This is a genomic window from Roseburia inulinivorans DSM 16841, assembly GCF_000174195.1.
GTDB lineage: Bacteria > Bacillota > Clostridia > Lachnospirales > Lachnospiraceae > Roseburia > Roseburia inulinivorans.
Window position 1 is genome coordinate 60991 of record NZ_ACFY01000040.1, and the last position, 22418, is coordinate 83408.

The following is a 22418-nucleotide window of genomic DNA, read 5'->3' on the forward strand; positions in this document are numbered from 1 at the left end:
TTGTATGGGGAATATCATTAAGGTTGGAATGGCGGATTTGAATGTATGCAAGGCTCCTGACGGACTCACAACACTTGGACTTGGTTCCTGTATCGGACTGACGCTCTATGATCCGGTTACAAAGATTGGCGGCATGGTTCATTATATGCTTCCGGACAGCACAAAAGTGAGCAACAATTCAAATAAGGCAAAATTCGCAGATACAGGAATTGAAGAATTATTAAAAAAAGTCATTGCTGCAGGGGCAAGTAAGACAAGGCTTGTTGCCAAGATTGCTGGCGGTGCGAAGATGTTTGAGGTCAGTGGTTTATCAGATGTCGGAAATATCGGTGCGAGAAATGCAGAAGCAGCAAAGAAGATTTTAAAAGAAAAAGGAATCCGGCTGGTTGCCGAAGACACCGGATTAAACTATGGACGCACGGTCGAGTTACATTGTGACACCGGAGAATTTCTGATAAAATCAGTAGGAAAGCCAATTAAAACTATTTAAAAAATCGTGAAAAACGTTTTTAGTGGAGAGATTATGAAAACAAAAGGCATACCGGCAGTCGTGATGCTGCTTGCAGGGTTTGTCACATGCATCATTGGAATTGTACAGCATATGGAAACGGATGTTTTTATCAAGACATTGCTTGCGGTTTTAATTATTTTTTATTTATTAGGATGCATTGTGAAACTGGTTCTTGATAAAAACTTTAAAGAAATGGATGAACCTGAAGAAAACCAGGAAGAGTCCGGAGAAGAACAGACACAGGAACAGTCAGACTCGGACGGGGAGAAGAAGAGTGAATAACTTGAACCTGGGGGCTTCATATGAAAACGGTAGATAGAGAGAAACTCTGGGAAGAATATCAGAAAAAAAAGACACCGGAGTTGAGAGAAAAACTAATAATAGAATATTCGCCGCTTGTCAAGCTTGTTGCCGGAAGATTGAGCATGTATCTCGGATATAATGTGGAATATGATGATCTTGTAAGTTATGGTATCTTTGGTTTGATCGATGCGATCGATAAATTTGATCTCGGAAAAGAGGTTAAGTTTGAGACATATGCGAGTCTGCGGATTCGTGGAACGATATTAGATCAGATCCGTAAAATGGACTGGATTCCAAGAACTGTCAGACAGAAACAGAAAAAGATTGATGAGGCGATCAAACAGGTTGAAATGCGTACCGGAAAAAATGCTTCTGACGAGGAGATCGCACAGGAATTAGGACTTTCAGAAGACGAACTTACCACATGGCAGTCACAGCTTAAAGTCACGAATATCGTCTCCTTAAACGAGTATCTGGAGCAGGGTGCGGAACCGGTCATGGATGCACGGAGAAATTCCCATTTTATCCAGCCGGAAGATAAGGTTGAGGAAGAAGAACTGAAACAGAAACTGGAAGAATCCCTTGAAGTCCTGACAGAGAAGGAACGTAAGGTAATTCTTTTATATTATTATGAAGATCTGACATTAAAGGAGATCAGCAGCATTCTTGAAGTATCGGAATCGAGAATTTCCCAGCTTCATACGAAGGCTCTTTTGAAAATGCGCAAAAAGCTTGGAAATTATCTTGGAATTCTCATAGACAGAGAGTAGAGGTGATCATTATGTCCATCAGACCAGTTGATTTTAACGGAATGATACAACGCACGCAGGACGTGAGTACTTTAAAACAGAATGAAGACAACAGACCTGTGGTGGAACAGCAGACGATTTTTTCACAGGAAATGAAAAAAGTGGAGCAGAATCTCCATCAGGTGGTTCATGCCCGGGAAAAAGAGAATGCCGGTTATCGTTATGATGCCAAAGAAAAGGGAAATGGGCATTATGAAAAGGAAGAACGGAAGAAAAAAGACAAGAAGCAGCAAAAGGCTGACAATGTTTATTTGAAGGGACAGACTTCCGAATTTGATATCAAGGTATAAGGAGCAGAAACATGACGATGATTGAAATTATCTTACTTCTGGTTGGATGTGTTTTTATGATTGGAAGTTTTTTCATCAGCGAAAAATTATCTTCTTCAGAGTTGAATAAGATCGCAGAATTAAGTGAAGATGAATTAAAAAGATTATTGAACGTGAAGTGAATAATGCCGGTACACAGATGGATGAAGTGATCGAACAGAAAATCGAAGAAGCGGGTGAACAGGCAGAGCGTGCCATGGAGAAAGAGTCTAATGAACAGATCATGCAGATTCATGAGTACTCTGAAACGGTTATGGAATCCATGAAGAAAACACATGATGAGATCATGTTTCTTTACAGTATGTTAAATGACAAACATACCGAGATGACATCTATGACAGGAGATTTACAGCGTCTGGCTGCAGATATCCGAAATTTACAGGAAAATCTGTCCGCGAAAGCAGGCACTTCAATCAGGAAACCAGTTGCAGAATCCCATGTTGTGCAACAACCTGTAATGAAGCAGAATGCAGTTGTACAACCGATGACAGAGACGATAGATGTGCAGCCGGAACCTGAAGTTCAGGTGAATCGTTTCCAAGAAATTCAGGAACCTGAACAGAAAACGGAAAACCGGAAACAGCGGATGCACAGGGCATGTCAAATGATATGATTTTAAAACTTTATGAACAGGGACTGAGCAAAGTCGAGATTGCAAAACAATTGGGACGTGGCCTTGGCGAAGTGAATTTAGTGATCGAATTGTATAAAGGGGACGAAAATCTGTGAAATTAAAATATTATTTAAGAGGTCTTGGCATTGGAATTATTGTCACAACGATTCTTCTGATGATTGCATTTGCACTGCATAAACCTACAATGTCAGATGCGGATATCATTGCAAGAGCAAAACAGCTTGGAATGGTTATGCCGGAGGATGAAGAACCGTTGCAGGACACTGAGACAACAGAGAGCACGGAAGTGACAGCAGTTCCTGAAACGGAAGCTGCACAAATTGAGGAACAGACGACAGAGGCTGCTGCAAATACAGAAGAACCGGTGACTGCAGATGAAACAGAGAATCCGGAATCAGAGATGACAGATACAGAAGTGGCAACAGAAGTATCATCAGAGGCAAATGAGGAAAACAACACAGCCGTGAATGCAGCGCCGTATACATTGGTTGTAAACAGAGGAGATGTGTGCAGAATTGTCTGTGAAAATCTTCAGGCAAACGGAGTTGTGGACGATGCGGAGGCATTCCGCAAGTTCCTTGGACAGAAGGGCTTTGCATCTTCCATCAGTGTGGGAAGTTACTCCATTCCTTATGGATTAGATTATGAGGAAATCTATCAGATTTTAAAACTTGGTCCTCAATAGAAAAAAATGCTTGCATACAGGAAAAGCCTGTGCTATAATCTACAAGGCTCAACTTGGAAGAAAAGAATCTTCCGGGAAAAATCACATGTGCTGACTTACAGACCGGTGCCAGATTTGGTTGTCTGCAAGAATGATACACATGGAAGAAAACAAAACCATGGAGGTAAAAAAATGAGTGTTATTTCAATGAAACAGTTATTAGAAGCAGGTGTTCATTTCGGACATCAGACAAGAAGATGGAATCCTAAAATGGCTCCATACATCTACACAGAGAGAAATGGTATCTATATCATCGACTTACAGAAATCTGTAGGTAAAGTAGATGAAGCTTACAAAGCTATGTCTGATATCGCTGCTGAAGGTGGTACAATCCTTTTCGTAGGAACAAAGAAACAGGCTCAGGATGCTATCAAATCTGAAGCAGAGCGTTGTGGAATGTTCTATGTAAACGAGAGATGGTTAGGTGGTATGTTAACAAACTTCAAGACTATCCAGAGCCGTATCGCAAGATTAAAAGAGATTGAGACAATGGCAGCTGATGGTACTTTCGAAGTATTACCTAAGAAAGAAGTTATCGCTCTTAAGAAAGAATGGGAGAAATTAGAGAAAAACCTTGGTGGTATCAAGGAAATGAAGAAAATCCCAGATGCTATCTTTATCGTAGATCCTAAGAAAGAGAGAATCTGTGTTCAGGAAGCTCATACATTAGGAATTACACTGATCGGTATTGCTGATACAAACTGCGATCCAGAAGAATTAGATTATGTAATTCCTGGTAACGATGATGCTATCAGAGCCGTAAAATTAATCGTTTCTAAAATGGCAGACGCTGTTATTGAAGCAAATCAGGGTGCAGAAGCTTTAGAAGAAGTAGCTGAAGAAGCTGCTGTTGCAGAAGAAGCAGAAGCATAAGAAGGACCTACAATATGCTGTCTGGTTAACCAGACAGCATATTTTTTAAAAACATTTATTCATATTGGAGGATACGAAAATGGCTATTACAGCAGCTATGGTAAAAGAACTGCGTGAATTAACAGGCGCAGGAATGATGGATTGTAAAAAAGCTTTAGGCGAGACAGACGGAAATATGGACGAGGCTGTTGAGTACTTAAGAAAAAATGGACAGGCAAAAGCTGAGAAGAAAGCAAGCAGAATTGCTGCAGAAGGTCTTTGTACAGTAGTTGTAAAAGATGACAAGACAGCAGCTGTTGTCGAAGTTAACTCTGAGACAGACTTTGTTGCTAAAAACGAGACATTCCAGCAGTTCGTAAAAGCTGTTGCAGAGCAGGCTGTTGAGTCTGATGCAGCTGATATGGATGCATTCATGGAAGAAAAATGGAATGAGGATCCATCTAAGACTGTAAAAGATGCTTTAGTAGAGAAAGTTGCAGTGATCGGTGAGAACCTTAAAATCCGTAGATTTGAGAAAGTTGTTGCTACAAACGGATGTGTTGTATCTTACGTACACGGTGGCGGTAGAATCGGTGTTATCGTTGAGGCTGAAACAGCAGTTGTAAACGATGCTGTAAAAGAAGCTTTAACAAACCTTGCAATGCAGATTGCAGCTTTAAATCCAAAATATGTTTCCAGAGATGAGATCAGCGAAGAATATATCGCACATGAGAAAGAGATTCTCTTAGCTCAGATCATGAACGATCCAAAAGAGTCCCAGAAACCGGAGAAAGTGATCAATGGTATGATCGAAGGACGTGTAAGCAAAGAATTAAAAGAAATCTGCTTAGTAGATCAGGTTTATGTAAAAGCTGAAGATGGAAAACAGACTGTTGCTAAATATTTAGACGAAGTTTCCAAAGCAGTTGGTACACCTGTAAGCGTTAAGAGATTTGTTCGTTTCGAGACTGGTGAAGGAATCGAAAAGAAACAGGAAGACTTTGCAGCTGAAGTTGCAGCACAGATGAACGCATAATAAAATCTGATTTTGAAAAGCCCTGAGGACGATTATGTTTTCAGGGCATTTTTTGTCGGTAATTTATAAAAATGGCTGTAAAATATTCTTGAAAAAGCCTTGCCAAATGTCTTATCATTGTGTCTGTAAAGAAGTTAACATAACTATTACAAACGTAGTGTTGATGTTACACAGACCAGAAAATAAGAAGGAGTGTTATAGTCATGGAAACAAAAGAAAAAGTATCATTTATCCATTCCATCGCAGCGAAGATCATGCTAATGGTGGTTGTGATGGTGGCTTTATCGCTTATGGCGTGTATTTCAATCGCAAATGTAAGGGCTTCGGCGACAGTCAGCAATGTCAACGAGAAATTTATTTTGAGCCTTACGGAATCAGCGGCAAAAACATTGGACAAGATTCCGGCAGAGGTAGATTTTTCCACCCAGTGTGCAGCTGTCATGCAGGATATGCGCATGGAGGGTGTGTCGTCTGCCTATGGATATCTTGTAGATTCTGACGGCACGATGCTTTATCATCCGACTGCAGATAAAATTGGAAAATCTGTGGAAAATGAGGTTGTAAAGGGCGTTGTGAGCCAGCTTCAATCAGGCAATATCCCACAGGATGCGGTTGTAACCTATAATTTTAACGGAACAGTCAAATATGCTGCATATGCACTGACATCTGACCACAAGATTGTTGTGATGTCTGCAGATAAAGGTGAGATCATGGAACCAATCACCAATATGGTAAGGTTAATGCAGATTACTACGGGTGTCTGTCTGATCATCTGCTGTCTGGCTGCATTGGTTTTGACAAACATGATCACAAAACCAATTCACCAGCTGACTTATATTATTACGAGAACAGCTAATTTTGACTTTACCCATAATGCTAACAGCAGAAGATTATACAGCAGAAAAGATGAGATTGGGATTATGGCAGCTGAAATGCATATTATGCGCAAAAATCTGCGTGATATGGTTGCCAGTATCCAGGATGCAGGACAGAAGATCAATGAGAATGTGTCTGAGTTAAATGAGGTTACGGATACGGTGAACCAGATGTGTTCCGATAACTCGGCAACCAGCCAGCAGCTTGCTGCCGGTATGCAGGAGACAGCAGCGACAACTGTCACGATCAATGAGAATGTGTCCCAGATCAAGGGAGAAGCTGAAACTATCAATACCATGGCAGAGGAAGGTGCAAAGAATTCAGAAACTGTTATGGATCGTGCTTTACAGCTTCGTACCAAGACTGTCACCGCAAGCAATAAGACAATGGAGATTTATAATTCTGTCAAGGAGAAAGCTGAAAAAGCAATTGAAGGCTCCAAAGCAGTTGAGAAGATCAATGAACTGACAGGAACTATCATGGAGATTTCTTCCCAGACAGGTCTTCTGGCTTTGAACGCATCCATCGAGGCGGCAAGAGCAGGAGAAGCAGGAAAAGGATTTGCTGTAGTTGCAACTGAAATTGGAAGCCTTGCAGACCAGACTTCCCAGGCAATTGCCAATATCAGTGCGATTGTAAAAGAAGTAAACGAGGCAGTCGGCAATATGTCGGAATGTCTGGAAGAGACAACAGAGTTCCTTGAGAAGAGCGTATCTGCTGATTACAAGGAATTTGAACAGGTAAGCGAACAGTACAAGGATGATGCGAATGTATTTAAGAGCAGCATGGAGGGAATCAAGACATCCATGGCGCAACTTGCAGGTGCGATCGAGCAGATCGCAAGTGCTTTGAGCGGCATCAACGATACGGTGGGTGAATCCTCTGTGGGCGTTACGGATATTGCAGAAAAAACTTCCGGCATGGTAGAGAAGACATCATCCGCAACAGATAAAGTAAAAGAATGTTATCAGTGTGTAGATGAGCTGAGAGATATTGTTACTAAATTTACATTAGAGTAACAGATTTGTAATTGGATGCGGAGGGGCAGAGCTGTTTTGACGGCTTGCCCCTTTTAAAATAGGAAAATTCTGACAATAATTGCAATAATTTGAAAAAATCATACGATTATATGCTGTTTTCTGCTTTGAAAAATCAAAAAATGTGTTACAATAGATAGGAGACAAATGATAAGCTTGGGGGTTATTCCATGCAGGATAAAGATACAGAGGCAATAAATAATCAAAGAAAACGAAGAAAAAGAATCGGACGGATTCGGAATGGTATTATAATGACGATTGCCGGATGGATCATCCTGTCGATGATACTGATCATTGTTTTATTTGTGCAGGTAATAAAGATTCAGCATAAACTGGATAATATTGTGACAGTCAGTTCGAAGGAACAGGTTCAGCAGGAAAATGCGCAGAAACCGGAAAGTGCCGGGGAGTCTGTTTATACCGATGTCACTGAAGCAACAGAGACACCAAAAACCTATGAGTCTGTGACACCGCCGGCTACCGGCATTTCAGAGGAAGAGAATCTTGCCGGGGATGGCGATATACATAAGGTTTACCTGACTTTCGAAGACGGGCCTTCTGATCATACCGGAGAGATTCTGGACATATTGGCTCAATATGATGTGAAGGCAACTTTTTTTGTGGTCGGGAAAGAGGATGAAGAATCCCAGGCACTGTATCAGAGAATCGCAGATGAGGGACATACGCTCGGCATGCATTCTTATTCCAACAAATACAGCCAGATCTATCAGTCAGATGAGGCATTTGAAGAAGATTTTGAACGCTTACGTGATGAATTGTATCAGGTCACAGGAGTGAACAGTATTTACTATCGTTTCCCGGGTGGAAGCAGTAACCAGATCAGTAACGTACCAATGAGTGATTTTATCCATTACCTGAATGAACAGGGAGTTATTTATTATGACTGGAACGTTTCTGCGGGAGATGCAGCATCGAATGCATATTCATCCGAGGAAATAGTTGCGAATGTGATGGATGATGTAGTAAAATATAAAACGTCAGTTGTTTTGTTACATGACGCATCGGATAAGTCAGCAACGGTAGAGGCTTTAGCACCATTGATCGAGGCATTGAATGAAATGGGCGCTGAGATCCTGCCGATTGATGAAGATACATCAGTTATTCAATATGTGAAGGCAGACAGTATTGACTAACTAAATATAAATGGAGGAAGATTATGGGATTTTTTAAAGATTTTAAAGATGATTTTTCACAGGCAGTGAATGAACTGATGCCGGGTGAGGACAATTTAGAAGATGGCGCAGCAAATGAAGATTTAGTTGTGAACACTTTGGAAAATGAAGTTGATGTTGAATCTGAACTTTCCAAATTAGACGGTCTTTTAGAGCAGGTGACTTCACAGACTGCAAAACAGCAGACTTCAGTGCAGGATCAGCCAGTTCCGTCCGTACCGCAGCCAAAGCCAGCAGGTGAAACAAAAATCGAACAGCCGGTGATCCCGGAAAATCATGTGAAAAACACTCAGGAGGAAAGAAAAATGGCAGACAATATAACACCAGTTGTCAATGAAACAAAACCAGTATCAGATGAGGTATCTGTAATTACAGAGGGAACGATCATCAAAGGAGATATCGTATCCAACGGATCTTTAGACATCAGAGGAAACGTTCAGGGAGACATTGGATGTAACGGAAAACTTGTTGTAACAGGTACAGTAACAGGTAACAGCAATTCTTCTGAATTTTTTGCTGATGCAGCTAAGATTGAGGGAGAAGTCGTAAGCACAGGTACTGTTAAGATCGGACTTGGCTCTGTGATCATTGGTAATGTAACATCTTCATCTGCAGTTATTGCAGGAGCAATCAAAGGAGATATTGATGTTCAGGGACCTGTTGTTGTCGATACATCCGCTGTTGTTATGGGTAACATCAAATCCCGTTCCGTACAGATCAACAATGGTGCAGTCATCGAAGGTTTCTGCTCCCAGTGCTACTCAGATGTTGATGTTGAGAGCCTTTTTGCTTCCAAGAATAATGAATAATCCAGAAAGGAAATGGATGCATAAATGAAACGAGTTTTTTTGAAATTAAGTGGAGAAGCATTAGCCGGTGAAAAACACACTGGTTTTGATGAACCAACCGTTACAGAAGTTGCAAAACAGGTAAAGCAGATTGCAGATAAAGGAATCCAGATTGGTATTGTGATCGGTGGTGGTAATTTCTGGAGAGGAAGAACTTCCGAGACGATCGACAGACCTAAGGCGGATCAGATCGGTATGTTAGCAACCATTATGAACTGTATCTATGTATCTGAGATTTTCCGTTCTGTTGGAATGGATACAGAGATTTTTACACCATTTTTATGTGGAAGTATGACAAAGCTTTTCTCTAAAGATGAGGCAGATAAATGTTTCAATGAGGGAAAGATTGTTTTCTTTGCAGGTGGAACAGGTCATCCTTATTTTTCTACCGATACGGGAATCGTATTACGCGCAATTGAGATGGAAGCAGAAGGTATTTATCTTGCAAAGGCAATTGATGGTGTCTATGACAGTGATCCGAAGCTGAATCCGGCTGCTAAGAAGTATGATGAGGTATCTATTCAGGAGGTAATTGACCAGAAGCTCGCTGTAGTAGATCTTACAGCATCCATTATGTGCATGGAAAACAAGATGCCGATGTATGTGTTCGGATTAAATGAAGAAAATAGTATTGTAAAGGCCATGAGTGGAGAATTTAATGGCACAAAGGTAACAGTTTAGGAGGCTAAATCCTCTCCTCACTCGGAGTTCGGATTTTTGCTTCGCAAAAACAAGGAGGATTAATATGGACGAGAGATTAGTTCAGTTCGATGAGAAAATGCAGAAAACAATGAACAATTTATCAGAGGAATTTGGAAGTATCCGTGCCGGACGTGCCAATCCACATGTTCTTGATAAATTGAGAGTTGATTATTACGGAACACCAACACCTATCCAGCAGGTGGCAAACGTAAATGTTCCGGAACCTAGAATGATTCAGATTCAGCCATGGGAAGCTTCTATGGTAAAAGAGATTGAGAAAGTGATCATGACATCTGATCTTGGAATCAATCCTACCAATGATGGAAAGACAATCCGTCTTTTATTCCCAGAACTGACAGAGGAAAGACGTAAAGATCTTGCAAAAGACGTAAAGAAGAAAGGTGAGAGTGCAAAAGTAGCCATTCGTAATATTCGTCGTGATGCAAATGATTCCTTCAAGAAACTTGCAAAAGAGGATGTTTCAGAAGATGAAATCAAAGCATTGGAAGAAAATGCTCAGAAGATGACAGATAAATATATTGCAGCTGTCGATGAAGCAGTAGAAGTTAAAACAAAAGAAATTTTAACTGTATAAATAAATTGACAGAATAAAAGAAAGAGTGGGGGCATGAGAAAATCGTGTCCTCATTTTCGTAACTAATAAAAGAACAATATTTTGCAATGACAGCGGAACAGAAGGATCACAAAGTTTTGTGCCGTTTGACTGGAACAGAAAGGATAAACAGAGAGCATGAAGATCCCACAACATGTAGCAATTATATTAGATGGAAATGGAAGATGGGCAAAAAGCAAAGGAATGCCAAGAAATTACGGACATACGGTCGGGGCTAAGAATGTGGAGACGGTCTGCCAGGCAGCCCATGATATGGGAATAAAATACCTTACCTTATATGCTTTTTCTACCGAGAACTGGAACCGGCCGGATAACGAAGTAAATGCATTGATGAAATTACTGGAATCTTATCTGAAAAACTGTATTAAAACTGCGGATAAGAATAATATGCGTGTCCGGGTGATCGGAGATACCACAAAGCTCAGTGAGAAGTTTCAAAATCAGATCAAAGAATTGGAGTCTGCATCTGCACACAATGATGGTTTGAATCTGCAGATTGCGATCAATTATGGAAGCCGAGATGAGATGCTCCGGGGCATGCGGAAAATGTATGCAGATCTCCGTGACGGCAAATTGCAGGAAAACGAGATTGATGAGACACATTTTGAAGCTTATCTGGATACGAAAGATATTCCGGATCCGGATCTGTTGATCCGCACCAGTGGGGAACAGCGCTTATCGAATTATCTCTTATGGCAGCTGGCTTACAGTGAATTTTATTTTACGGAAGTTCCATGGCCGGACTTCCATAAAGAAGAATTAGAAAAGGCAGTTGAAGCATATAATAAACGTGACCGCAGGTTTGGCGCACTCTCAGAGGAGGATGGAGAAATATAATGTTTAAGACAAGATTATTAAGTGGAATCGTGTTAGTGATCGCAGCACTGGTTCTGATCATTACAGGCGGAGATGTTCTGCTGATCTCAACACTGATTATTTCCTATATTGGTATGTTTGAATTATATCGCATTTTTCACATTGAAAAAGAGGCGGTTGGAATCATTGGTTATCTGGCAGCGACCGTGTATTATTGTAATCTGAAATTTGCATTTTTGCCGGATACAATGGTGTTTGTATTAGGTGTTTTGATTCTTATGATGTTCGCATATGTATTTACATATCCGAAGTATAAGACGGAACAGGTACTTGCAGCATTTTTTGGCGTGTTCTATGTTGCTGTGATGCTGTCGTATGTGTATCAGACACGTATGATTGAGGCAGGTGCCTACATTGTATGGCTTGTTTTTTTGTGCTCCTGGGGATGCGACACCTGTGCATACTGTGTAGGAATGTTGATTGGGAAACATAAAATGTCGCCAAAATTAAGTCCGAAGAAATCAGTGGAGGGTGCTGTCGGCGGTGTTGTAGGTGCAGCGCTTCTTACGATTATTTATGGCATGATCTTTAAAAGTGCCATGCAGATTGATCAGACACATGTCTGGATTATGGCAGGAATCAGTGCGGTTGGAGCTTTAATCTCTATGGTGGGGGATCTGACTGCATCCGCCATCAAGCGTAATTATGAGATCAAAGATTATGGAAAACTGATTCCGGGGCACGGTGGTATTTTAGACCGTTTTGACAGTGTGATCTTTACTGCACCGATCATTTATTTCCTTGCAGTGAACTTTATTAAATTATAAGATAAGGAAAACATAAAATATGAAAAAAATTGCAATTTTAGGTTCTACCGGTTCTATCGGTACACAGACACTCGATATTGTAAGAGAGCAGGGGGATATTCAGGTAGTGGCAATGGCTGCCGGAAGTAATATCAGTTTGTTAGAAGCACAGATGAGGGAGTTCAGACCATCTCTTGTCAGTGTATGGGATGAAAAAAAGGCATCAGAACTTCGTACAAATACAAAAGACCTCGGCATAAAAATCGTGTCTGGCATGGAAGGACTTCTTGAAGTATCGGTGATTCCGGAGAGTGAGATTTTAGTGACTGCAATTGTTGGTATGCTTGGAATCAGACCAACGATTGCTGCAATTAAAGCAGGAAAGAAAATTGCTTTGGCAAACAAGGAAACACTTGTCACTGCCGGACATATTATTATTCCGCTTGCAAAGGAATACAAGGTGCCAATTCTTCCGGTGGACAGCGAACACAGTGCGATTTTCCAGTCGTTGCAGGGTGCCGGAGATAATAAGATCAGCAGGATTTTACTGACAGCTTCCGGTGGACCGTTCCGTGGAAGAAAAGCAGATGAACTTAAGAATATTCAGGTGGAAGATGCCCTGAAACATCCAAACTGGAGCATGGGAAGAAAAATCACGATTGATTCTTCCACATTGGTAAATAAAGGACTGGAAGTGATGGAAGCAAAATGGCTCTTTGATGTGGCTTTAGATCAGATTCAGGTTGTAGTACATCCGCAGAGTGTCATTCATTCTGCTGTAGAGTATCAGGATGGAGCAGTGATCGCACAGCTTGGCACGCCGGATATGAGACTTCCAATCCAGTATGCACTTTATTATCCGGAGCGCCGGAATCTTTCGGGCAGGAGACTGGATCTGTTTGAAATTGCAGATCTTACCTTCGAGAAGCCGGATACCGATACATTTCGCGGGCTTGCACTTGCATATCAGGCAATGGAAAAGGGCGGAAATATTCCGACTGTGTACAATGCTGCCAATGAGAAAGCGGTCAGTCTGTTTTTAGACCGGAAGATTTCTTATCCGGAGATCACAGAGTTGATCGAGGCATGTATGGAAAATGCAGAGTTTATCGATCATCCGGATGTGGATGAAATTTTGGGGACAGAAGCAGCTGCTTATGAGTTTATTGAAAAAAGATGAGTGCAAAATAAAACGCATTTAAAAATGCAACAAGACATCAGGAAAGGTTTTTTACATGAAAATTATTATCGCATTACTGATATTCAGCATTATTATCCTGTTTCATGAACTGGGACATTTTTTGCTTGCAAAGGCAAATGGAATCCGTGTCAATGAATTTTCACTTGGATTAGGACCTACACTTTTCGGAATCCAGAAAGGTGAGACAAAATACTCCATCAAACTGCTTCCATTTGGAGGAGCCTGCATGATGGAGGGAGAGGATTCGGAAAGCCAGGATAACAAAGCGTTTAACAACAAATCTGTCTGGGCAAGGATCAGCGTTGTAGCTGCGGGACCAATTTTTAATTTTATCATGGCCTTTATCTTCTCTTTTATTCTTGTCTGCTGCACCGGATATGATCTTCCGGTACTCTCAGATGTGAGTGAGGGTTATGCCGCAGAGGAAGCGGGACTTCAGGCAGGTGATACGATTGTAAAAATGGGAAATAAACATATTCATTTTTACCGTGAGGTGAGTGCATATTCCATGTACCATGCCGGAGAACCGGTGAAAGTAACTTATGAGCGGGATGGAGAACGTTACACAACGGAACTCACTCCAAAATATGATGAGACCACCGGAAGATATTTATATGGATTTATTGGAATGGCAGCCAGAGAGAAGACAACAAACAATGTATTCACGCTGGCAAAATACAGTGCTTACGAGGTGGAGTACTGGATCTATACGACACTTGGAAGCTTAAAGATGCTCTTTACCGGAGGCGTTACCGTCAATGATATGAGTGGTCCGGTAGGAATTGTCAGTGCAATCGGAGACAGCTATGAGCAGAGTGTTTCCTACGGCTACTTCTATGCATTCCTGCAAATGCTGTATATCAGTATCCTGCTTTCTGCGAACCTTGGTGTCATGAACCTTCTGCCACTCCCGGCACTCGACGGTGGAAGACTTGTATTTTTGCTGGTAGAGGCGATCCGTGGCAAAAAAGTTGACCCGGAAAAAGAGGGCATGGTACATTTTGCCGGTATCATGATATTGTTTGCACTCATGATACTGATCATGTTTAACGACATTCGTAAGTTGTTTATGTAGATTAGAAAAAGTTTCGCAATTATCCAGTAAGAATTTATACGAAAGGGAGAAGAACAATGACAAAAACAGTGAAGATCGGCAACCGCATCATTGGCGGCGGCAACCCGATTTTGATCCAGTCTATGACCAATACAAAAACCGAGAATGTGGAGGCAACTGCCGCACAGATCAATCAGCTTACAGCTGCCGGATGTGATATCATCCGCTGTGCAGTGCCTACGATGGATGCAGCGAAGGCATTAAAGGAGATAAAAAAACAGGTGCAGATTCCGGTCGTTGCAGACATTCATTTTGACTATCGTCTTGCAATTGCAGCAATGGAGAATGGAGCAGACAAGATCCGTATCAACCCTGGCAATATCGGAAGCGCGGAGCGTGTAAAGGCAGTGGTGGATGTCGCAAAAGAGCGCAACATTCCAATCCGTGTAGGGGTAAACAGTGGTTCCTTAGAAAAAGATCTGGTGGAGAAATACCATGGAGTGACGGCTGAGGGACTGGTAGAAAGTGCTTTGGATAAAGTAAAACTGATTGAAGATATGGGATATGATAATCTTGTCATCAGTATCAAATCTTCGGATGTTATGATGTGTGTGAAAGCACATGAACTGATCGCAAGCCAGACCGATCATCCGCTGCATGTCGGAATCACGGAGGCTGGTACGATTATCAGCGGTAATATCAAGTCTGCCATCGGACTTGGATTGATCTTACACCAGGGAATCGGTGATACGATCAGGGTTTCCCTGACAGGCGATCCATCAGAGGAAATCAAATCTGCCAAATTGATTTTAAAAACGCTTGGACTTCGCAAAGGCGGTGTGGAAGTAGTATCCTGTCCAACCTGCGGAAGAACACAGATCAATCTGATCCAACTGGCAAATCAGGTAGAAAATATGGTTGCAGATATTCCACTTGACATTAAAGTTGCCGTTATGGGATGTGTTGTAAATGGTCCGGGAGAGGCAAAAGAAGCAGATATCGGAATTGCCGGAGGAATCGGCGAGGGACTTATAATCAAACATGGCGAGGTATTCAAAAAAGTGCCGGAGTCAGAACTTTTAGAGGCACTCCGCTATGAACTGTTACATTGGAATGAATAATTATGGCAAAACTATTTTTTGATGTCTTTCCGACACTGGATGTGTCCGGGGATATGAAGAAAATTTTATCTGAGATGGAAGTTACCAAGGTAGGGATGAATCATGAGAGAGATCATATCCGTGTCTATCTTTTGGGCAGTCATCTCATACATAAAAATAACATTACGCAGTTAGAAAAATCCATTGAGGAGCAGATATTTAAGGGAAAACGGATGAATGTCCGTATTATCGAAAAGTATCAGCTCTCCGAGCAGTATACCGCCCGCACGCTGATGGATATGTATAAGGACAGTATTTTAGAAGAGTTAAAAGCCTACAGTCTGATGGAATACAATCTGCTGCGTGCTTCCAAAATGGAATTTACGGATGACAGTCATCTGCATCTTGTACTGGAAAATACGATCATTGCACAGACACGCTCCCATGAAATTGTGGAATTTTTAGAGAAAATCGTGTGTGAGCGCTGTGGCATGAACCTGATTGTTGACCTTGACTTTGAGGAACCAAAAGAGAGCAGGTACAAGAAAAACAGTGATCTTCAGATTCAGTTTGAAATCAAAAATATATTAAAAAATATCAATTTGAAGGATGAGGACGGAGAGACAGTTGCAGTTGCTTCAGATGCCAATGAAAAAAGTGCAGCTTCCGGTCAGACTACAACATCTGGAGACAGTGGTTCTACAGGTGGTGGAAACGCCGTAAAACCTGCAAAAAACGATGCAAAATCTGCAAATGGTGCAGGAAATACTGCAAAAAAAACATATGACGGACCACGGAAAGAGTTTAAAAAACGTTATGATGGCGGTGGCTTTGGCGGAGGTAAAAAATCCGATAATCCGGATGTAATTTACGGTCGTGATATTGAGGATGGAGAAACCATCCCATTGGAGAAAATCGTGGGTGAGATGGGTGAAGTTACCATCCGCTGTCAGGTCATGACGGTTGAGACGAGGGAGATCCGTAACGAAAAGACAATCATTATCATGTCGGTCACAGATTTTACGGATTCCATTGTCCTGAAAATATTTACAAGAAATGAAGACAGGGATGAGCTTCTTGGCAATCTGAAAAAAGGGGCATTCTTAAAAATCAAAGGTGTCACGACAATCGATAAGTTTGACAGTGAATTAACAATCGGTTCGATCGTTGGAATTAAGAAGATTGCAGACTTTACGACCACCCGTATGGACACCAGTCCGGAGAAGCGTGTGGAATTGCACTGTCATACAAAGATGAGTGATATGGATGGTGTGTCCGAGTGTAAAGACATCGTAAAGCGTGCCATGAAATGGGGACATAAGGCGATTGCGATCACCGACCACGGCGATGTACAGGCATTCCCGGATGCAAACCATGCACTGAGTCCGGATGACGATTTTAAGGTTATCTACGGTGTGGAAGCGTATCTGGTGGACGACTTGAAGGATATTATCACAGATTCGAAAGGACAGAGCCTCGATGAAACCTTTGTGGTGTTCGACTTGGAGACGACCGGTTTCAGCCCGGATAAGAATAAGATTATTGAGATCGGTGCAGTGAAAGTAGTCGGTGGTGTCATTACAGACCGCTTTTCGACATTTGTAAACCCGGAAGTGCCAATTCCATTCCGAATCGAGGAATTGACCTCAATTAAGGATGATATGGTCATTGATGCACCGAAGATTGAGGAGATTCTGCCGGAATTTATGAAGTTCTGCGAGGGTGCGATCATGGTTGCCCACAATGCGGAATTTGATATGAGTTTTATTAAGAAAAACTGCAAGGATCAGGGGATAGAGAGAGAGTTTACGATCATAGATACAGTGGCTCTTGCCAGAATCCTGCTGCCGAACCTGAATCGTTTTAAACTCGATACCGTTGCAAAGGCATTGAATGTCTCACTGGAAAACCATCATCGTGCAGTTGACGATGCTGCCTGTACAGCAGAAATTTTTGTGAAATTTATTGAGATGTTAAAAGAACGCGGTATGGAAAATCTCGATGATGTGAACCATATGGTTTCCACCTCCCCGGAAACGGTCATGAAAATGCCGACCTACCATGCAATTATTCTGGCGACAAATGACATCGGACGTATCAATCTGTATCGTCTGGTTTCACTTTCACACCTCACGTATTATAATAAGAGGCCACGTGTGCCAAAAAGTGAATTTGTCAAATACAGAGAGGGACTTCTTTTAGGCTCTGCCTGTGAAGCTGGAGAATTATACCGTGCGATTGTGGGCGGAAGACCGCAGGAAGAGATCATAAGACTTGTAAAGTTCTATGATTATCTGGAGATACAGCCGCTTGGAAACAATGAGTTCATGTTGCGCAGTGACAAGGAGCCGGTGAATACGATGGAAGAGCTGCAGGATATCAACCGCAGGATCTGCAGACTGGGGGAGGAATTTAACAAGCTTGTGGTGGCTACCTGCGATGTGCATTTCCTTGACCCGGAAGATGAAATCTACCGCCGTATTATTATGGCCGGAAAGGGATTTAAGGATGCTGACGAGCAGGCACCGTTATATCTTCGAACAACCGAAGAAATGCTAAAGGAATTCGAATATCTTGGAAGTGCCAAGGCAGAAGAGGTCGTCATTACAAATCCAAACAAAATTGCGGATATGTGTGAGAAGATTGCACCGGTAAGACCGGATAAGTGTCCGCCGTTTATCGAGAATTCGGATCAGATGCTCCGTGATATCTGCTATAACAAGGCGCACAGCATGTATGGTGAAGAACTGCCTCCGATCGTAAAGGAGCGGCTTGACCGAGAATTAAATTCGATTATTTCCAATGGATATGCGGTAATGTATATTATCGCACAGAAGCTTGTATGGAAGTCGAACGAGGATGGTTACCTTGTAGGTTCCCGTGGTTCGGTAGGTTCCTCTTTTGCAGCGACCATGTCCGGTATCACGGAGGTAAATCCATTGCAGGCGCATTACCGTTGCGAATATTGCAAATACAGCGATTTTGATTCACCGGAAGTCAAGGCATTTTCCGGAAGAAGTGGTTGTGATATGCCGGATAAGATTTGTCCGGTGTGTGGCAAAAAGCTGGTAAAAGATGGATTTGATATTCCATTTGAGACCTTCCTTGGATTCAAGGGAAATAAAGAGCCGGATATCGACTTAAACTTTTCCGGTGAGTATCAGAGTAAAGCCCATGCTTACTGTGAGGTTATTTTCGGTTACGGACAGACATTCCGTGCCGGAACGATTGGTACACTTGCGGATAAGACTGCATTTGGATATATCAAAAATTATTATGAAGAGCGTGGAATTCACAAGAGAAACTGTGAGATTGACCGTATTGTACAGGGATGTGTCGGCGTCCGGAGAACGACCGGACAGCATCCGGGAGGTATCGTTGTTCTTCCGGTGGGCGAGGAGATTAATACGTTTACTCCGGTACAGCATCCGGCAAACGATATGACGACTGCAACGGTTACGACTCATTTTGATTACCATTCCATCGACCATAACTTATTAAAACTGGACATTCTCGGACACGATGATCCGACCATGATCCGTATGTTACAGGACTTGACAGGACTTGATCCACAGACGATCCCTTTGGACGATCAGACAGTCATGTCGCTGTTTATGAATACCTCTGCATTGGGAGTAGAACCGGAAGACATCAACGGTATTCCCCTGGGATGTTTAGGAATCCCGGAGTTTGGAACAGATTTTGCGATGCAGATGGTTATTGATGCGAAACCGACCGAATTTTCGGATCTGATCCGAATTTCAGGACTTTCGCATGGTACGGATGTGTGGTTGGGAAATGCACAGACTTTAATTGAGCAGGGGATTGCAACGATTTCTACTGCAATCTGTACCCGTGATGATATTATGATTTATCTGATCAGTATGGGACTTGACAGTGAGCAGTCCTTTACCATTATGGAGTCTGTTCGAAAAGGTAAGGGATTAAAGGAAGAATGGAAGGAAGAGATGCGGGCACATAATGTACCGGAATGGTATATTGATTCGTGTTTAAAGATCAAGTATATGTTCCCGAAAGCACATGCGGCTGCCTACGTTATGATGGCGTGGCGTATTGCATACTGTAAAGTTTTTTATCCACTCGCCTATTATGCAGCATATTTTTCCATTCGTGCGACCGGTTTCAACTATGAGATCATGTGTCAGGGAAAAGAGCGTCTGGAATATTTTTATAAAGATTACACGAGAAGAAAAGATTCTCTTTCCAAAAAAGAGCAGGATGTCTACCGTGATATGCGAATTGTGCAGGAGATGTATGCGAGAGGCTTTGATTTCACGCCAATTGATATTTACCGTGCACTGCCGGGCCGTTTCCAGATCATCGATGGAAAACTTATGCCGGCGTTAAATACGATCGAGGGTATGGGCGACAATGCTGCAATCGCGGTTGCGGAAGCAGCAAAAGACGGAAAGTTCTTATCCAAAGATGATTTCCGTCAGAGAACCAAAGTAACGAAATCTACCATCGATCTTATGGCAGATCTTGGACTGCTGGGCGATATGCCGGAGTCCAATCAGTTGTCGTTATTTGATTTTGCATAAATATTTGTTTTGCGGGATAAAGAAACGCCAGGAAAAAATGAAGTTTCCTGACGTTTCTTTTTTTGTAAAAAATTGCATTGTAACAACGCCTGCTTACGGATTGAAAATCTGTACATTGCCCGGGGCAGCAACAGATGTATAATAAGGGGTTTTGGTCGTAAAATCTTTAAAATAGACATAAGTGGAAGTTACATTAATGGCAGTGTAGTTGCCTTCTTTTAATTCCTGATAATTGCTTCCATCTGTATTAATACAACAGATGGCCGGATTTGTCTTATCATTTTTCTGAAAAAAGATTTTATCGCCTGTGACATTATAGCAGTCGACACGGCAGTCCGTGACCAGCGTTTTTTCACCATTTGTCAGATCGACTTTGGCAATGCGGTAATCGTTTTCACAGTCCATAAAATAAAGATTGTTTCCGTCTTTCACCGGCATCCAGCAGTTCCCCTCATAGATGACTTTTGCGTGGTCATTGGAAGTGTCCATCTCATAGATATTATGATTGTCTGTCAGTCCGTTATAATAAATATATTGTCCATCGGTACTTGCGGTAAAGTAGGACTGTTTTTCTACCTGCTCTTTTTCCTTGCCATCAATTTTGACTTTGTACAGCGTGGTTGCATCAGTGGTATCATAATGCAGATAGTACAGATAATTTCCAACCAGGGAAGCATACATACACGGATCATCATCTAAAATTTCAGGTTTTCCTTTTCCGTCAATGTCCAGCCGGCATAAGCTGTTGGTATTGACCGGGAGGAAGGAAAACGAATCAGCGCTTTTTCCCTTAAGTTTACAGTAATAAATGTAGTGGTCATCCACGTTGATGTAGCTGACACTCTGATCCTCTAACTTTTTGATGTTTGTGCCGTCCGGGTTCATGGAGTACAGACAGTAGTTGTCGGCAGGGTTGGCAAAGTAGACAATACCATCTTTTTCACAGAAATATCCTTCGTTATACAGATTTCCCGCAGTGTTGCCGTTGACATAACCGTCATTATACCGAATGCGGTTTATGTACCGGTAGAGGAAAACACACCCGGCAGCAAGAAGGATCACCAACACAAAAAGCAGCCATTTCCAAATTTTTTTCATAAGTAAATCACCTCTTTGATTTATAATCTTTATCTATAAAAAGTATAGCATTTCTGTATACCATGACGCAAGTGTTCTCTTGCAAGCAAACTGTGAATGTAATATATTATAAATAATAAATGGAAAGGCTTGGATTTTTTATGAGAGATTTATTGGAACTAAGAGATGAGATTGATCAGATCGACAGTCAGATCGTGGATCTGTATGAACGCAGAATGGCAATTTCAGAGGAAGTTGCTGAATATAAAATTGCTGTGGGAAAGAAAGTATTTGACAAGCAGCGTGAGGTTTCCAAGTTGGAAACATTGAGCAGAAAAGGAACTACGCCATTTTTAAAACATGGTATCCGTGAACTGTTCGAGCAGATCATGTCCATGAGCCGGAAGCGTCAGTATCAGCTACTGACAGAACATGGTCAGACGGAAAAAACCGATTTTAAAGAAGTAGATCATCTGAATTACAAAAATGCTAAAATCGTATTTCAGGGAACGGAAGGCGCATATTCACAGCTTGCGCTGAATGAGTATTTCGGGGAGAATGCAGACAGTTATCATGTGGATACGTGGCGGGATGCGATGGAAGCCATCCAAAACGGAGAGGCCGATTACGCTGTATTCCCAATTGAGAATTCATCTGCCGGAATCGTTTCCGAGAACTATGATCTTATGGTGGAATACAATAATTATATCGTGGGCGAGCAGATCATCCGTATCGACCATGCACTTTTGGGCCTGCCGGAAGCAGACATGGACGATATCACCGACATTTATTCCCACCCACAGGCGCTGATGCAGTGCTCGAAATACCTTGAGAGCCACAGAGACTGGGAAAAGCACAGTCTGAAAAATACTGCGATGTCCGCCCAGAAGATCAAAGAAGATGGAAAAAAGAACAAGGCAGCGATCGCAAGCACCCTGACTGCGGATATTTACGGTTTGAAAGTGCTGGATGAGGCAATCCAGAACAATAAAAAAAATTATACAAAGTTTATCATTGTGGCAAACAAGAAGATTTTTGAATCGAGAGCCAATAAGATCAGTATCTCTTTTGAAGTTCCGCATGAGAGCGGTTCGCTGTACCATAAGCTGTCCCATTTTATCTACAACGGAATCAACATGAATAAGATCGAGTCCAGACCGGTGCAGGGAAAAGCGTGGGAGTACCGCTTCTTTGTTGACATTGAGGGAAACCTCAATGATGCAGCCGTACAGAATGCGCTGCGGGGGCTGACAGAGGAGACGATCCGTTTGAAAATACTTGGCAATTATGTGAGTGCAGAAGGGAATGAATAAA

The 22418-nt window shown here is 41.9% G+C and carries 23 protein-coding genes; 22 read left to right on the forward strand and 1 reads right to left on the reverse strand.

Annotated features, from left to right (window positions below; genetic code table 11):
- Positions 1–4 precede the first annotated feature (4 nt).
- From ROSEINA2194_RS04290 to ROSEINA2194_RS04380, 21 genes are all read left to right on the forward strand, one after another.
- Complete coding sequence (locus tag ROSEINA2194_RS04290) at positions 5–490, forward strand: chemotaxis protein CheD (RefSeq protein WP_007883819.1); 486 nt, start codon at positions 5–7, stop codon at positions 488–490.
- Between the two features lie 33 nt (positions 491–523).
- Positions 524–793, forward strand: a complete 270-nt coding sequence (locus tag ROSEINA2194_RS04295) for a hypothetical protein (RefSeq protein WP_021923932.1) — start codon at positions 524–526, stop codon at positions 791–793.
- Positions 794–813: 20 nt separating this feature from the next.
- Positions 814–1584, forward strand: a complete 771-nt coding sequence (locus ROSEINA2194_RS04300; RefSeq protein WP_007883821.1) for a FliA/WhiG family RNA polymerase sigma factor — start codon at positions 814–816, stop codon at positions 1582–1584.
- Between the two features lie 11 nt (positions 1585–1595).
- A complete protein-coding gene (locus ROSEINA2194_RS04305; RefSeq protein WP_007883822.1) occupies positions 1596–1913 on the forward strand; it encodes a hypothetical protein in 318 nt (105 codons plus the stop codon).
- 11 nt (positions 1914–1924) lie between these two features.
- Complete coding sequence (locus ROSEINA2194_RS21750; RefSeq protein ID WP_007883823.1) at positions 1925–2074, forward strand: hypothetical protein; 150 nt, start codon at positions 1925–1927, stop codon at positions 2072–2074.
- 17 nt (positions 2075–2091) lie between these two features.
- Positions 2092–2565: a DUF6115 domain-containing protein gene (locus tag ROSEINA2194_RS21755; RefSeq protein WP_252832549.1), complete on the forward strand. Its 474-nt coding sequence runs from the start codon at positions 2092–2094 to the stop codon at positions 2563–2565.
- A complete protein-coding gene (locus tag ROSEINA2194_RS21760) occupies positions 2550–2681 on the forward strand; it encodes a DUF6115 domain-containing protein (protein ID WP_252832550.1) in 132 nt (43 codons plus the stop codon). The genes ROSEINA2194_RS21755 and ROSEINA2194_RS21760 overlap by 16 nt, the downstream gene beginning before the upstream one ends.
- The gene (locus ROSEINA2194_RS04315) at positions 2678–3271 is read left to right on the forward strand and encodes an MltG/YceG/YrrL family protein (protein ID WP_007883826.1); all 594 of its coding nucleotides are present in this window, start codon (positions 2678–2680) and stop codon (positions 3269–3271) included. Before ROSEINA2194_RS21760 ends, ROSEINA2194_RS04315 begins: the two co-directional genes overlap by 4 nt.
- A 171-nt stretch (positions 3272–3442) precedes the next feature.
- Positions 3443–4183, forward strand: coding sequence for a 30S ribosomal protein S2 (gene rpsB / locus ROSEINA2194_RS04320; protein ID WP_044927190.1), 741 nt, complete (start codon positions 3443–3445; stop codon positions 4181–4183).
- Between the two features lie 79 nt (positions 4184–4262).
- Positions 4263–5198, forward strand: coding sequence for a translation elongation factor Ts (gene tsf / locus ROSEINA2194_RS04325; protein WP_007883830.1), 936 nt, complete (start codon positions 4263–4265; stop codon positions 5196–5198).
- A gap of 203 nt (positions 5199–5401) precedes the next feature.
- On the forward strand, positions 5402–7093 hold the full coding sequence (locus ROSEINA2194_RS04330) for a methyl-accepting chemotaxis protein (RefSeq protein ID WP_007883831.1): 1692 nt from the start codon (positions 5402–5404) through the stop codon (positions 7091–7093).
- A 188-nt stretch (positions 7094–7281) separates the two neighbouring features.
- Complete coding sequence (locus ROSEINA2194_RS04335) at positions 7282–8265, forward strand: polysaccharide deacetylase family protein (RefSeq protein WP_007883832.1); 984 nt, start codon at positions 7282–7284, stop codon at positions 8263–8265.
- 23 nt (positions 8266–8288) lie between these two features.
- Positions 8289–9113: a polymer-forming cytoskeletal protein gene (locus ROSEINA2194_RS04340; protein ID WP_007883833.1), complete on the forward strand. Its 825-nt coding sequence runs from the start codon at positions 8289–8291 to the stop codon at positions 9111–9113.
- A 24-nt stretch (positions 9114–9137) separates the two neighbouring features.
- Positions 9138–9833: a UMP kinase gene (gene pyrH, locus ROSEINA2194_RS04345; protein ID WP_007883835.1), complete on the forward strand. Its 696-nt coding sequence runs from the start codon at positions 9138–9140 to the stop codon at positions 9831–9833.
- Positions 9834–9897: 64 nt separating this feature from the next.
- Positions 9898–10449, forward strand: coding sequence for a ribosome recycling factor (frr, locus tag ROSEINA2194_RS04350; RefSeq protein ID WP_007883838.1), 552 nt, complete (start codon positions 9898–9900; stop codon positions 10447–10449).
- A gap of 156 nt (positions 10450–10605) precedes the next feature.
- Complete coding sequence (gene uppS / locus ROSEINA2194_RS04355) at positions 10606–11325, forward strand: undecaprenyl pyrophosphate synthase (protein ID WP_007883839.1); 720 nt, start codon at positions 10606–10608, stop codon at positions 11323–11325.
- Positions 11325–12131: a phosphatidate cytidylyltransferase gene (locus ROSEINA2194_RS04360; RefSeq protein WP_007883840.1), complete on the forward strand. Its 807-nt coding sequence runs from the start codon at positions 11325–11327 to the stop codon at positions 12129–12131. Before uppS ends, ROSEINA2194_RS04360 begins: the two co-directional genes overlap by 1 nt.
- Positions 12132–12150: 19 nt before the next feature.
- Positions 12151–13290: a 1-deoxy-D-xylulose-5-phosphate reductoisomerase gene (gene dxr, locus ROSEINA2194_RS04365; RefSeq protein ID WP_007883842.1), complete on the forward strand. Its 1140-nt coding sequence runs from the start codon at positions 12151–12153 to the stop codon at positions 13288–13290.
- A 55-nt stretch (positions 13291–13345) separates the two neighbouring features.
- Positions 13346–14386 carry an RIP metalloprotease RseP gene (gene rseP / locus ROSEINA2194_RS04370; protein WP_007883844.1) on the forward strand — a complete coding sequence of 347 codons (1041 nt, stop codon included), beginning with the start codon at positions 13346–13348 and terminating at the stop codon, positions 14384–14386.
- Between the two features lie 32 nt (positions 14387–14418).
- Entirely contained in the window at positions 14419–15486 is a 1068-nt protein-coding gene (ispG, locus tag ROSEINA2194_RS04375; protein WP_227970783.1) for a flavodoxin-dependent (E)-4-hydroxy-3-methylbut-2-enyl-diphosphate synthase, read from the forward strand.
- 2 nt (positions 15487–15488) lie between these two features.
- Positions 15489–20027: a PolC-type DNA polymerase III gene (locus ROSEINA2194_RS04380; protein ID WP_007883847.1), complete on the forward strand. Its 4539-nt coding sequence runs from the start codon at positions 15489–15491 to the stop codon at positions 20025–20027.
- Between the two features lie 93 nt (positions 20028–20120).
- On the opposite strand, the gene ROSEINA2194_RS04385 is transcribed toward ROSEINA2194_RS04380, so the two are convergent.
- Complete coding sequence (locus ROSEINA2194_RS04385) at positions 20121–21125, reverse strand: DUF5050 domain-containing protein (protein WP_007883849.1); 1005 nt, start codon at positions 21123–21125, stop codon at positions 20121–20123.
- Positions 21126–21265: 140 nt separating this feature from the next.
- On the opposite strand from ROSEINA2194_RS04385, the gene pheA reads away from it, so the two are divergent.
- Entirely contained in the window at positions 21266–22417 is a 1152-nt protein-coding gene (gene pheA, locus ROSEINA2194_RS04390) for a prephenate dehydratase (protein WP_044927191.1), read from the forward strand.
- Position 22418 lies beyond the last annotated feature (1 nt).